General features: G+C 65.0%; 12 protein-coding genes. 5 read left to right on the forward strand and 7 right to left on the reverse strand.

Translation table 11 applies throughout. From position 1 onward, the window contains the following. Positions 1–199 precede the first annotated feature (199 nt). From rimO to FS320_RS28545, 3 genes are all read left to right on the forward strand, one after another. Entirely contained in the window at positions 200–1,516 is a 1,317-nt protein-coding gene (rimO, locus tag FS320_RS28535) for a 30S ribosomal protein S12 methylthiotransferase RimO (RefSeq protein WP_152715654.1), read from the forward strand. A gap of 199 nt (positions 1,517–1,715) precedes the next feature. Continuing rightward, positions 1,716–2,273 (forward strand): helix-turn-helix domain-containing protein, encoded by a 558-nt coding sequence (locus tag FS320_RS28540; protein WP_152715655.1) that lies wholly within the window; start codon positions 1,716–1,718, stop codon positions 2,271–2,273. Next, on the forward strand, positions 2,189–3,061 hold the full coding sequence (locus FS320_RS28545; RefSeq protein WP_202882906.1) for a transposase: 873 nt from the start codon (positions 2,189–2,191) through the stop codon (positions 3,059–3,061). Before FS320_RS28540 ends, FS320_RS28545 begins: the two co-directional genes overlap by 85 nt. Here the strand turns inward: FS320_RS28545 and pncA are convergent. The 5 genes from pncA to FS320_RS28570 form a co-directional block, all read right to left on the reverse strand. After that, the gene (pncA, locus tag FS320_RS28550) at positions 3,058–3,708 is read right to left on the reverse strand and encodes a bifunctional nicotinamidase/pyrazinamidase (RefSeq protein ID WP_152715656.1); all 651 of its coding nucleotides are present in this window, start codon (positions 3,706–3,708) and stop codon (positions 3,058–3,060) included. The genes FS320_RS28545 and pncA overlap by 4 nt on opposite strands. 99 nt (positions 3,709–3,807) lie before the next feature. Further along, positions 3,808–4,890, reverse strand: a complete 1,083-nt coding sequence (locus FS320_RS28555) for a BMP family ABC transporter substrate-binding protein (protein ID WP_152715657.1) — start codon at positions 4,888–4,890, stop codon at positions 3,808–3,810. A gap of 103 nt (positions 4,891–4,993) precedes the next feature. After that, on the reverse strand, positions 4,994–5,911 hold the full coding sequence (locus FS320_RS28560; protein ID WP_152715658.1) for an ABC transporter permease: 918 nt from the start codon (positions 5,909–5,911) through the stop codon (positions 4,994–4,996). After that, entirely contained in the window at positions 5,908–6,984 is a 1,077-nt protein-coding gene (locus FS320_RS28565) for an ABC transporter permease (protein ID WP_152715659.1), read from the reverse strand. Before FS320_RS28565 ends, FS320_RS28560 begins: the two co-directional genes overlap by 4 nt. Continuing rightward, positions 6,974–8,521, reverse strand: a complete 1,548-nt coding sequence (locus tag FS320_RS28570) for an ATP-binding cassette domain-containing protein (RefSeq protein ID WP_162003395.1) — start codon at positions 8,519–8,521, stop codon at positions 6,974–6,976. Before FS320_RS28570 ends, FS320_RS28565 begins: the two co-directional genes overlap by 11 nt. A gap of 243 nt (positions 8,522–8,764) precedes the next feature. Between FS320_RS28570 and FS320_RS28575 the strand changes: the two genes are divergently transcribed. Beyond that, complete coding sequence (locus tag FS320_RS28575) at positions 8,765–9,844, forward strand: IS630 family transposase (RefSeq protein WP_108523411.1); 1,080 nt, start codon at positions 8,765–8,767, stop codon at positions 9,842–9,844. A 105-nt stretch (positions 9,845–9,949) separates the two neighbouring features. After that, positions 9,950–11,158: a UbiH/UbiF family hydroxylase gene (locus FS320_RS28580; protein ID WP_162003552.1), complete on the forward strand. Its 1,209-nt coding sequence runs from the start codon at positions 9,950–9,952 to the stop codon at positions 11,156–11,158. A 30-nt stretch (positions 11,159–11,188) separates the two neighbouring features. Here FS320_RS28580 and FS320_RS28585 read toward each other — a convergent pair whose 3' ends face one another. Continuing rightward, positions 11,189–11,500, reverse strand: a complete 312-nt coding sequence (locus FS320_RS28585; RefSeq protein WP_152715660.1) for a GIY-YIG nuclease family protein — start codon at positions 11,498–11,500, stop codon at positions 11,189–11,191. A 239-nt stretch (positions 11,501–11,739) separates the two neighbouring features. Beyond that, complete coding sequence (locus tag FS320_RS28590) at positions 11,740–12,711, reverse strand: AEC family transporter (RefSeq protein ID WP_152715661.1); 972 nt, start codon at positions 12,709–12,711, stop codon at positions 11,740–11,742. Positions 12,712–13,067: the final 356 nt, after the last annotated feature.

The following is a 13,067-nucleotide window of genomic DNA, read 5'->3' on the forward strand; positions in this document are numbered from 1 at the left end:
ATGCGTTTGCCCGGCAAATGCGGCTCCATCCGATCCCACTGGTGATCTTTCAACATCAGACGAACTCCGCTCACCCAAGCCTCCGCGCCCAAAAGGAGCTTGAATCAGATTTGCGAGTCCGTCGAAAACCTGAATGTCAACGCGCTCTAGGCGGGCGCCTCACTGATGTCAGTTTCGATTAGATAAGTGGATGTGGCGGATGAATGCTCCCGCGCCGAAAGTCTCGTTCGTATCCCTGGGCTGCCCGAAGGCCCTGGTCGATTCCGAGCGCATCATCACCCAGCTTCGCGCCCAGGGCTACCAGCTGACCAAGGAGCATGACGGGGCCGACGTAGTCATCGTCAATACCTGCGGCTTCCTCGACAGCGCCAAGGCCGAGTCCCTGGAGGCAATCGGCGAGGCCATGGCCCAGAACGGCAAGGTCATCGTCACCGGCTGCATGGGCGCCGAGCCCGAGCAGATCCGCGACCAGTTCCCGAACGTTCTGGCGATTACGGGTCCTCAGGCCTACGAATCCGTGGTCTCGGCCGTGCATCAGGCCGTGCCGCCGGCCCATGACCCCTTCGTGGACCTCGTGCCGCCTCAGGGCGTGAAGCTGACGCCGCGCCACTACGCTTACTTGAAGATTTCCGAGGGCTGCAACAACCGCTGCTCCTTCTGCATCATCCCGAAGCTGCGCGGCGATCTCGTCAGCCGTCCCATCGCGGACGTCCTGCGCGAGGCCGAGCGGCTCGCCAAAGCCGGGGTCAAGGAACTCCTGGTGATCTCGCAGGACACCAGCGCCTACGGCCTCGACATCAAGTACCAGCCGAGCCTCTGGAAGGACCGGGAGGTCCGCACCCGCTTCTTCGAGCTCGCCAAGGAGCTGGGCGATCTCGGCATGTGGGTGCGCATGCATTACGTCTATCCCTACCCGCATGTGGACGAGGTCATCCCGCTGATGGCCGAGGGCAAGATCCTTCCCTATCTTGACATCCCCTTCCAGCACGCCTCGCCGCGCGTGCTGAAATCCATGCGCCGCCCGGGCAACCAGGAAAAGACCCTGGAGCGCATCCGCAAGTGGCGCGAGATCTGCCCGGACCTCGCCATCCGCTCGACCTTCATCGTCGGTTTCCCCGGCGAGACGGAGGAGGACGTGGACTTCCTCATGCAGTGGCTGAAGGACGCCAAGATCGACCGGGCCGGCTGCTTCCAGTACGAGCCGGTGCAGGGCGCGCCGGCCAATGATATCGCCGGCGCCGTTACGCCGGAGGAGAAGGAAGAGCGCTGGCACCGCTTCATGCAGACCCAGCAGAAGGTCAGCGCCAGGATCCTCAAGAGGAAAGTCGGCAAGACCCTGCCGGTCATCATCGACGAGCAGGGCGCGACGGTCGCGACCGGCCGGACCAAGTACGACGCCCCCGAAATCGACGGCGTCGTCTATGTGGCCTCGCGCCAGGCGCTCAAGTCCGGCGAGATCGTGAACGTGAAGATCGAGAGCTCGGACGAGTACGATCTGCACGGGACGGTGGTTTAAGCAGTCCGCAGTCCCTTTGAGACGCCCTCCCCGTCATCACCGGCCTTGTCCCGGTGATCCCGACGGCGTGAGGCGCTGCGCTCTACCAATCCGGATGGCCGGCGCGAGGCCGGCCATGACGGCAATGGGAGCACTAGTGGGTCGTCTGCCGTCGGATCTGGTATAGTGGCGTGGTGATCCTCGTGCTGCGAGGTGCCCCATGTCGCGCCACCAGAACGATCCCTTGCGCCCGCTCACCCCGCAGGAGCGCACAGAGCTCACCCGCGTCAGTCGCTCCCAGAGCGCCCCCGCCGCTGAAGTCGATCGGGCCCGCGCCCTGCTGGCGATTGCCGATGGGGCCAGCTACACCGCCGCCGCCCATCTCGTCGGGCGCGGCCACAACGAGACGATCTCGGCCTGGGTCAGCCGCTTCAACTGTGAGGGACTGGCTGCTGTGCGCCCGCATCATGGCGGCGGGCCGCGCATCCGCTACGGGGCTCAAGAGCAGCAGCGCATCCTGGCCGAGTGGGCGCGAGCGCCGCAGCGGGAGCAGGACGGCAGCGCCACCTGGTCGCTGAGCCTGCTGCAGAAGGCGCTGCGCTGGGCGCCGGATGGCCTGCCGCGGGTCAGTCGGTTCACCATCGCCCGCACCCTGCGCGAGGCCGGCCTGAGCTGGCAGAAGAGCCGCACCTGGTGCGAAACCGGCGCGGCCCTGCGCAACCGCAAGTCCGGCGTGGTGCGCGTCAGCGATCCGGATGCGCCTGCCAAAAAAAGCTGATCGAGCAGGCCTACACGCAGGCTGCCCAACAGGGGCTGTCGGTCTGGTGCGAGGACGAGGCGGGTCCGTTCCAAGCCGTGCCGCATCCGGGGCCTTCCTGGCAGCCGCAGGCTCATCCGGCGCGGCACCCGCACGAGTATATCCGTGGCGGCACGACCAAGATCCTGACCCTGTTCCATCCCGCCTCCGGCCAGGTGCGTCTGCAATCGGCCGAGCGCTGTACGAATGCGGTGCTGCATCCGTGGCTGCGCGAGCGTCTCAGCGCGATCCTGGCGGAGTTGCCCGCACCAGCTGTCGCTGATCCAGTCCTCACACACGCGGCGTGGGAGGTCTGGCAGGCGGGGCTGACCCGGCGCTTCACCTTGCCGGAGGAGTTGCCGCCATTGCGCCTCCTGCTGGTGTGGGACAATCTCACCGGCCACAAGACACCTGAGCTGGTACTGTGGTTGTGCGCGCACGGGATCATGCCGTTGTACACGCCCGTGGGCGGCAGCTGGCTTAATATGGCCGAGTCGATCCAGCGCGTGCTCAAGCGCCGCGCGCTCGCCGGGCAGCATCCGCATAGTCCTGCCGAGATCGGGAGCTGGTTCGAGCAGACGGCACGAAGCTGGAATGCCCAGCCGACGCCGTTCGTCTGGAACGGCAAACGCCGACAGCGGCGACGGTGCTGTGCGAAGGAGCAGATCTATCGCGTGGGCGGCTCCGGAGCCTGCACCGGCCAACCGCTTCCTCAGCCCAGATCACAAGTGCAAGCAGAATGCCAGATCCGACGGCAGACGACCCACTAGGCGCCTGTGATCTGCTCGCTCGTGATCACCCGAACGCCCGCGGCTTCCAGCTCCCGCCAAGCCTTCTCGAGCGACCCATTGGTGTCGATGGGCCTCGAGGCATCCTCGATCAGGTAGGTCTCGAACCCGGCTCCGGCTGCATCCGCCGCCGTCCAGGCCACGCAGTAATCCAGCGCGAGCCCGGCGCAGAAGGCGCGGCGGAATCCGCGCTCCTTCAGATAGCCCTCAAGCCCCGTCGAGGTCCGCCGGTCCGCCTCCTTGAAGCCGGAATAGCTGTCGATCCCCGCATTGTAGCCTTTGCGGATGACGAGTTGCGCGTGCGGGATATCGATGTCACGCGAAATCTCGGCGCCTGAGGTTCCCTGCACGCAATGATCCGGCCAGAGCACCTGCGGACCGTAATGCAGGTCGGCCATCTCGAAAGGCTGCTTGGCGGGATGGCTTGAGGCGAAGGAGGCGTGCCCTTCCGGATGCCAGTCCTGCGTCAGCACCACATGGCGGAAGCGTTTGGCGAGCCGGTTGATCGGCTCGATCACCGCATCGCCATCCGGCACGGCAAGCGCGCCGCCCGGCAGGAAGTCGTGCTGTACATCCACGACGATGAGAACGTCGTTCTCACCCGGCTTGATGGTCGCCCGCTCGGCCATTCCTGATCCTCTGAAATTCCGCCGATGAATATAGAGATCGCAAAGAAAAGGGCAGCCGTTCGCCCGACTGCCCTCGTTTCAGTTCAAGCACATGGGAGCTTATTGCGGGATCTTGTCCTCGATGCCCTTCACGTAGAAGTTCATGCCGAGGACCTGCTCGTCGGAGAGCGCGCCGTTGCCCTTGCACTCGATCTCCTTGCCGTCCTGACCGATGACCGGGCACTTGAAGGGGTTGAGCTGGCCGGACTTGATGGCGGCTTCGGTGTCCTGAGCCATCTTCTTCACGTCGTCGGGCATGTTCTTATAAGGCGACATCACGACCATGTGGGCGTTGATCCCGCCCCAGGTGTCTTCCGACTTCCAGGTGCCGTCGAGAACCGCCTTGGTGCGGGCGACGTAGTAGTCGGACCAGTTGTCGGTGATGGCGGTCAGCTGGGCCTTCGGGGCGAAGCGCTCCATGTCGGAGGCCTGGCCGAAGCCGAAACGGCCGCGCGCCTCGGCGGCCTGGATCGGCGCCGGGCTGTCGGTGTGCTGGGCCAGGATGTCCACGCCCTGGTCGAGCAGCGCCTTGGCGGCGTCGCCTTCCTTCGCGGGATCGTACCAGGAATTGGCCCAAACAACCTTGATCTTGACGTTCGGGTTCACCGACTGCGCACCCAGGAAGTAGGCGTTGATGCCGGAGATCACTTCCGGGATCGGGAAAGCGCCCACATAGCCGATGACATTGGACTTCGTCATCTTGCCGGCGATCACGCCGGTGACGTAGCGGCCCTCATGGAACTTCGCCGCGTAGGTCGAGAGGTTCGGGGAGCGCTTGAAGCCGGTGGCGTGCTCGAACTTGATGTTCGGGTACTTCTTGGCGACCTTCACGGTCGGCTCCATGAAGCCGAAGGAGGTCGTGAAGATCAGGTCGTGGCCGGTGCGGGCGAGCTGCTCGATGGCGCGCTCGGAATCGGCCTCCGGCACGCTCTCCACGAAGGTGGTCGTCACCTTGCCCGGAAAGGCCTTCTCGATGGCCTGGCGGCCCTGATCGTGCTGATAGCTCCAGCCGAAGTCACCAACCGGCCCTACATAGATGAAGCCGACCTTGATCTTGTCCTTCGCCTGCGCGAATGCGCCGGTCGCGGACAGAGCCAGGACCGTCGCCCCCGCAACAGCTCCGAAGAGTTTCCCTGAAAACATGCTCGTTCCCTCGAGTTTGGATTTCCAACATTCCGTCGCAGGTCTGAAGGCTTCTGGCAAGAATTCCTCTGCCTACACTTTGGTCAGATTAACACCAGTTTGCTCACCGGTCAGGCACGAACGGCACCCCTAAGGAACCGGGCGCTCCGATGGCCCTGCCACGGCGCAGGGACAGGAGCAGCAGGGCGATGATCGTTGCAAGATACGGCACCGCCGACAGGACCTGGGGCGGCACTCCGAACTGGGCGGCCTGGGCGTGGAGCTGCAGCACGGTCGCCGCCCCGAAGATATAGGCGCCAATCAGCAGCCAACCCGGCCGCCAGGCCGCGAAGACGACGAGCGCCAGGGCGATCCAGCCGCGCCCGGCCGTCATGCCGGGCGACCAGAACCGGGTATAGACAAGGGCGAGATAGGCCCCTGCCAGACCCGAGCAGGCCCCGCCGAAAAGGATGGCCCAGAGACGCACGCGCCAGACCGGCAGGCCCAGCGCATTGGCCGAGGTATGGTTCTCGCCGATGGAGCGCAGGGTCAGGCCGGAGCGGCTCCGGGTGAGATAGAGCGCAACCAGAATGGTGAGTGCGATGGACGCGTAGACGAAGAGATCCTGCTCAAAAAACAGGCGGCCGATCACCGGGATGTCGCTCAGGACCGGAATGTCGAGAGGGGCGACGGGATCGCGCCTCGCGCCGACGAACGGGGCGCCGATCAGACCGGACAGTCCGAGGCCGAAGATCGTCAGCGCCAGGCCCGACCCGACCTGGTTCGCGGCAAAGCCCAGCACCACGAGGGCGAACAGGGCCGCCATCAGGGTCCCGGCGAGCATTCCGGCGGCGACGCCGAGCAGGGTCGAGTCGAAGGTGACGGCGGCGGCGAAGCTGCAGGCCGCCCCCATCGCCATCATGCCCTCGACACCGAGGTTGAGCACGCCGGAGCGCTCCGTCACCAGTTCGCCCAGGGCCGCGATCAGGAGAGGCGTGGATGCCGTGACGATGGTGAGCAGGATGGCCTCGAAAGTGGTCATTTGCCCCCTCCCCGTGTGACGAAACGAATGCGGTAGCTCACCAGCGCATCGGCCGCCAGCACGCAGAGCAGCAGGATGCCCTGGAAGGCCTGCGTGAGATCGAGCGGCAGCTTCAGCATGATCTGCGCGCTCTCGCCGCCGATGAAGGTCAGCGCGACGACGAGGGCTGCGACCAGGATGCCGATGGGATTGAGCCTGCCCAGGAAGGCCACGGTGATGGCGGTAAAGCCGTAACCGGGCGAGATCGAGGGTTGGAGCTGGCCGATCTGGCCCGAGACTTCAGAGATGCCGGCCAAGCCGGCCAAGCCGCCCGAGATGGCAAAGACCGCCATCGTGGTCGCCTTCGAACTGAAGCCGGCAAACCGCGCCGCGCGAGGCGCGTCGCCGGTCAGCTTCAGCCGGTATCCGAACAGCGTCCGCCCGAGGATCACGGCCGTGAGCAGGACCGCAACAGCCGCAAACACGGCTCCGTAGTGGACGCGCCCGCCCTCGAGGATGGGGTGAAGCGTCGCCGACGGGTCGAAGGTCACCGATTGCGGGAAGTTGAAGCCCTTCGGATCGCGCCAGGGGCCGCGCACCAGATAGTCGAGAATGAGCTGAGCCACATAGACCAGCATGAGGCTGGTCAGGATCTCGTTGACGCCGAACCGGGTCTTCAGGAAGGCCGGGATCAGCCCGTAGAGCGCGCCGCCGATGATCCCGAGCAGCAGCATGAGCGGCAGCACCCAGAAACCGGCCTCCGTGCCGTGGGTCTTAAGCGCAAGCCAGCTGCCGAGCACGGCGCCGATCACGTATTGGCCTTCCGCGCCGATGTTCCAGAGATTGGCGCGAAAGCAATAGGAAAGGCCGATGGCGATGAGCGCCAGCGGCGTCGCCTTGACGAGAAGCTCCTGCAGCGCCCAGGGGTCGCTCAAGGGCTGGAGTACATAGACGTCGAAGGCCGCGATGGGCGAGCGCCCCATCAGCCAGATGACGAAGCCCGCGATGAGGAAGGCGGTGACGAAGGCGGCGACCGGAGCCAGCGCCCGCATGACCGGCGAAACGCTCGCACGAGGCGTCAGCTCAAAGCGCATGAGCGCCCCCTTGGGCTTGTGCAACGCCGAGCATTTCGAGGCCGACGGCTTCCTTGGTCCATTCGCCGACCGGCTTCAGCGGGCTCAAATGCCCCTGATGGATGACGGCCATCCGGTCCGCCACCTCGAACAACTCATCGAGATCCTGGCTGACGACGACGACGGCGCTGCCCGCCCGGGCGAGGTCGACCAGAGCCTGGCGGATCAGGCGCGCCGCGCCCGCATCGACACCCCAGGTCGGCTGGTCGACGATGATCAGCTTGGGCTTGCGGATGATCTCGCGGCCGATGACGAATTTCTGCAGGTTGCCGCCGGAGAGCTTGCGGGCCTGCGGATCGCCCTCGGGCGTGCGCACGTCGAAGCTCTGGACGATGGAGCGGGCGAGTCGTCTGGCGGCGTTGACCAGGATGAAGCCCGAACGGCTCACTTCCGCTGCCGCATGGGAGATCAGGGTGTTCTCGCTCAGGCGATGACTCGGCGCGGCCGCGTGGCCCAGGCGCTCCTCCGGCACGAAGGCGGCGCCCAGGCGGCGCCTCGCGTCGATGCCGATCGTGCCCGACGGCTTCCCGGCGATGACGACGGCATCCGTCCGGTCCGCCAGCCGCTCGCCCGACAGGGCGGCGAACAATTCGCTCTGCCCGTTGCCCGCGACACCAGCGATGCCCACGACCTCGCCGGCGCGGGCCACGAGTTCAATCTCGCGCACAGCCTGTCCGTGCAGTCCGGCCGCCGGCATGGACAGGCGCGAGACCTTGAGCATCTCGCCTTGGACGTGATGCGGCGCGTCGGTGCGAACCTCACCGACCTCGTTGCCGACCATGAGGGCCGCAATTTCCCGGGCGCTCTTCGCCCGCGGATCGATGGTGGCGACGACGCGCCCGGCCCGCAGGATCGTGGCGCGGCGACAGGGGCGGCGCACCTCCTCGAGCTTGTGGGAGATGTACAGGATGGAGCAGCCCTCGGCCGAGAGCCGGTCCAGGGTGGTGAAGAGATGCTCGGCCTCCTGCGGCGTGAGGACCGAAGTCGGCTCGTCCAGGATCAGCAGCCTCGGATTCTGAAGCAGGCAGCGGACGATCTCGATGCGCTGGCGCTCGCCGGCCGACAGGGTCCAAACCGCCCGGTCGGCATCCAGCGCCAGACCATACGTCTGGCTGATCTCGCCCAGCTTGCTGCGAACGCTGGACAGGCTCCAGTCGCCCGACAGCGCCACGGCGATGTTCTCGGCGACCGTCAGTTCGTCGAACAGCGAAAAGTGCTGGAACACCATGCCGAGGCCGAGATTGCGCGCCTCGACCGGAGAGCCGATGGAAACGGGGCGACCTTCCCACCGGATCTCGCCGGCGCTCGGCTCGATGACGCCATAAAGGATCTTGACCAGCGTCGACTTGCCCGCGCCGTTCTCGCCCAACAGGGCGTGGATCTCGCCCGGCTCGATGGCCAGATCGATTCCGTCATTGGCGAGAAGGTCGCCGTAGCGCTTGCTGATCCCTTGAAGCTCGACGAGGGGTGGCCCCGATGATGATACGTCTGCCTTCACACAGCGACTCTGACTTAAGGGTTGCAGCCGGGTAGGAATTTGCACATGGATGGCCGCCCGCGCGGCTCTTGGCAAGGGCCGCGCGGGTGTGCGCTTCCGTTGTGGAACGATCATAGGGAAGCGGCGCGCCGGTCGGCAATGCCGAATCCGTGGTTTATTGTGAGTCCGCGAACCGTCCACAACCTAGTGTTCTGTCACTGACGAGTGATTCCGAAATCCGATCCGACGTGCGATCCTGCTCTGATGGGCAAGATCGAACGCATTGAGGTTCCCGCCGCTGATCGAGATCGCTTGGAGAGCTTGGTCGGTGACCGCAACACATCCCAGAAGGTCGTCTGGCGGGCTCGGATTGTTCTGCTGGCTGGTGAGGGCCTGCGCGCTACCGAGGTCGCCGGCCGCGTCGGCACGAGCACTCTGACGGTGAGGCGCTGGCGCCGCCGCTATGCGCAGGCGGGCGTCGACGGGCTTCTCAAGGACGCCACCCGCCCGCCAGGGCGCAAGCCCCTGACGGCCGCGGTGATCCAGCGGGTTGTCGACATGACCCTGCATGAGAAGCCGCCGCGAGCGACGCAGTGGAGCGTGCGCTCGATGGCCGCTGTCACAGGCCTGTCCCACACCAGCGTGCAGCGGATCTGGCACGCCCACGGCCTCAAGCCGCACTTGGTCAAGACCTTCAAGCTGTCCACCGACAAGCCCTTTGTCGAGAAGGTCCAGGATGTGGTCGGCCTGTATCTCGATCCGCCGGACAAAGCCCTGGTACTCGCGGTTGATGAAAAGTCTCAGATCCAGGCGCTCGACCGCACCCAGCCGGGCCTGCCGCTCAAGAAGGGCCGTGCCGGCACCATGACCCACGACTATAAACGACATGGCACCACGACCCTGTTTGCCGCTCTCGATGTGGCGACCGGCACGGTCCTGGGCACCTGCATGAAGCGCCATCGCCATCAGGAGTTTCTGCGCTTCCTGCGTGTCATTCATCGCAACACCGACAAGCGCCTCGACCTGCACCTGATCGTGGACAACTACGCCACCCACAAGCACCCCAAGGTGAAGGCTTGGCTCGAAAAGCATCCGCGCTTCCACCTGCACTTCACGCCGACCTCGGCCTCATGGCTCAACCAGGTTGAGCGCTTCTTTGCCCTGATCACCCAGGAGCGCATTCGGCGGGGCGCCTTCACGAGCGTGCCCGATCTGGAGAGTGCTATCATGGACTACCTGGAGCACCACAATGCCGACCCGAGACCCTTTGTCTGGACCGCCTCGGCCTCAGCTATCCTGGAAAAGGTCGCCCGTGCGAAACAAGCGTTAGAGTCACAACACTAGCGCATTTTTCGGCGAAGTGGATCCGGTTCGCCGTTGAAAATGCGGCACAATAAAGAAGAGATGATTCCACGCCGGTGGAAGCAGCTTTACTGGTGAGAGAGCCCCGTGACCGAGAACATCTATGACATCGCCGTCGTTGGCGCCGGAGCCGTGGGCCTGAGCGCCGCGCTGGCCTTTGCCCGCGACGGCTACAGGACCGTTCTCATCGGTGGCCTGGACGTGCGCCGCGACGGACGAACCGTCGCCCTGCTCAACGGCTCGGTCCGTTTTCTGGAGGCGCTGGGCGTCTGGCCCGCTGTCGCGTCCGTTGCGGCGCCGCTCGAAACCATGCGCATCATCGACGACACGGGCAGCCTGTTCCGCCCGCCGCCGGCCGGCTTCCGGGCCGGCGAGATCGGCCTCGACGCCTTCGGCTGGAATATCGAGAACGTGGCTCTCGTCGAGAAGCTCGCCGAGGCGGCCCGTGCGTCCGAGAGCCTGACCCTCGCGCCGGAATTTGCGACCGGCTTCGCGGCGGACGATGCGGGAGCCTCCATCATGCTGGCCGACGGCGCCGTCATCCGGGCCGGCCTCGTGGTCGCGGCGGATGGGCGGAACTCCAGGCTGCGCCAGATCGCCGGGATCAGCACCCAAACCTGGTCCTATCCGCAATCGGCCGTGACGGTGATCCTGGCCCATGACCGGGAGCATTGGGAAGCCTCGACCGAGTTCCATACCCGCCACGGACCCTTCACCCTGGTGCCCCTGCCCGGCCGCCGCTCGAGTCTCGTCTGGGTCACGAGCAAGGACGACGCGGAGCGCCTGTCGACCCTCGACGACGCGGCCCTCGCTCTTGCCATCGAGCGGCAGGCGCAGTCGCATCTCGGCGCCATGCGCATAGACGGTCCGCGCGGGCTGGTGCCCATGAGCGGCCTGTCGGTCAATCGCTACTGGTCGCGCAACCTCGCGCTCGTCGGAGAAGCGGCACACGTTTTCCCGCCCATTGGAGCCCAAGGCCTCAATCTCGGCTTCCGCGATGTCGCCGCGTTGAGAGACGCCGTCGTCGATGGAGGTGATGCGGGTCATTCCCCCGGTTCTGACGAGACCCTGACCCGCTATCAGCGCGGCCGGGATCTCGACGTCCGCCTGCGCACGGCGGCGGTCGACGGTCTCAACCGGACGCTTCTCACCGGCATGATCCCGACCGACTTCCTGCGCGGCGCCGGTCTCCTGGCCTTGAGCAACATCGGCCCTCTGCGCCGGATCGTCATGCGCGAAGGCGTGCTCCCCCGCGTCGGCGTGCCCCGGCTGATGCAGGGCGTGTCATCGGTCTAGGATTCCCCTTGTGAGCCATGCGGCCGCTGTCTAGACATCTCGCTGACTGCCACCTCGATGACTTTGCGCCAATTGTTGAAGGGCTTCAAAGTCACCACGGATCAGGGCCTCCTTCTTGGCTCGTGACCAGCCTTTGATCTGCCGCTCATATGCAATCGCATCGGTAATTTGATTGAAATGGGCGGAGTATACGAGCGCAACGGGCCGACGGTTGGCTGTGTACCCTCCAAAAGTCCCTTGATCGTGTTGGCTGATACGCGTCTCCAAGTCATCAGAACGGCTCGTTCCGACGTAGTAACTGCCGTCCGCACAACGAAGAATGTAAAACCAACAGCCGGCCATGATCGATGTGCCTCCAAGCTCTCACCGATGATGTCCATTATTATACTGAAATAACGTTGTTCAAAAAACCTCTGCCTCGCAGACGCTCCCGATAGCCTCATCCTGAGGAGCGAAGCGTCTCGAAGGACGAGGCGTCTCCAGAGTGCAATGGATCCTCCTTCGAGACGCAGCCTAAGGTCTGCTCCTCAGGATGAGGGTGAACGGGTAGATGTTGCTCTCAACGGCGCCGGCTTGAACCCTCACGGAAACAGATCGTAGGGCAACGCCCCGGTTTTCGTGGTGAGATAGAGAACACCCGTCAGCGTGAACATCGACACAAGCGTGCCGACGAGGACGCAGGCCGAGGCCCGCTCCACGCCCACATTGTACTGGGTCGAGATGACGAAGATGTTCAGGGCGGGCGGCAGCGCCGCCATGATCATGGCCGCGTAGGTCCAGGCCGGGCCGAAATCGCCGATGGCCGAGAGCACCACCCAGACCAGCAGCGGATGCAGGATCAGCTTGATGAACACCAGCGCCGGCACCTCGCCGGGCATCTTGCGCAGGGGTCTCAAGGCCACGGTCACACCGAGGATGAACAGGGCACAGGGCGCGGCGGCTCCCGAGAGCCAGGTGACCATCTGATCGGCGGGCCCCGGCAGTTGGAGATGCAGGTAGCTCGCGGTGATGCCGATGGCCGTGGCGACGTTGAAGGGATGGGTCACCACGCGCCAGACGATCCGGCGGATCGTCGCCGGCAGGGTGAGCTTGTCGAGCCCCGCCATCGACATCAGCAGGGGGACCACGGAGAACAGGAACAGGTTGTCGAAGACGAAGATCAGGACGACCGGGGCGCTGGCCGAAGCGCCGATCGCCGCGAGGATGAGCGGCGGTCCCATGTAGCCGATATTCGAATAGGACCCGGCAACGCCCTGCATGACCGATTGCGGGAGCTCCCTGGTGTAGCGCCAGCCGGTCGCGAACGAGAGAACGAAGGCGCAGAAGGTCGAGAAGGTGGTGGCGGCGATGAACGGCCAGTTCGCCAGTTCATCCAGAGGCTTGTCGGCGATGAGCCGGTAGAACAGGCAGGGCAGCGCCACGTAGATCAGGAAGAACTGCATCCAGGCGAGCCCAGCCTCGGGCTGCTTCACCACCTTGCCGCAGAAGAAGCCGAGCCCGATGAGGCCGAAGAAGGGGGCAAGGAGGTTGAACAGCCCGATCAGGTCGGACATCGGCGGCTCCGAATGGAAGGCATGTGACAGGGATGGCAGGCCTGAGGTGAGAGCATCTTCTGGCAAGGTTCCAACCTTGCGACAATCCCACCATTCGGAAGGCTCGCAGTCCTGAAATGCAGGGCTCCGCCCTCGGACGGCTTCGCTCTCTCGATTGTGACGAGCCGCCGATTTGGAGAATCCGGCCAGGATCTCTATATGAAGATCAAGGAGTTAAGACCATGAAAGGTAATAGGGGCAAAACCGTTGGCGATCACGCTAAGGAGCAGCGGTCGCTGACCAGATCTGCCAGGCGCGGGACGGCTGGCGCATCAGCAATTCCCAGTCTATCGCCAAGATAGCTCCAGAATGACACT

This window comes from Microvirga tunisiensis (assembly GCF_009296175.1).
Lineage (GTDB): Bacteria > Pseudomonadota > Alphaproteobacteria > Rhizobiales > Beijerinckiaceae > Microvirga > Microvirga tunisiensis.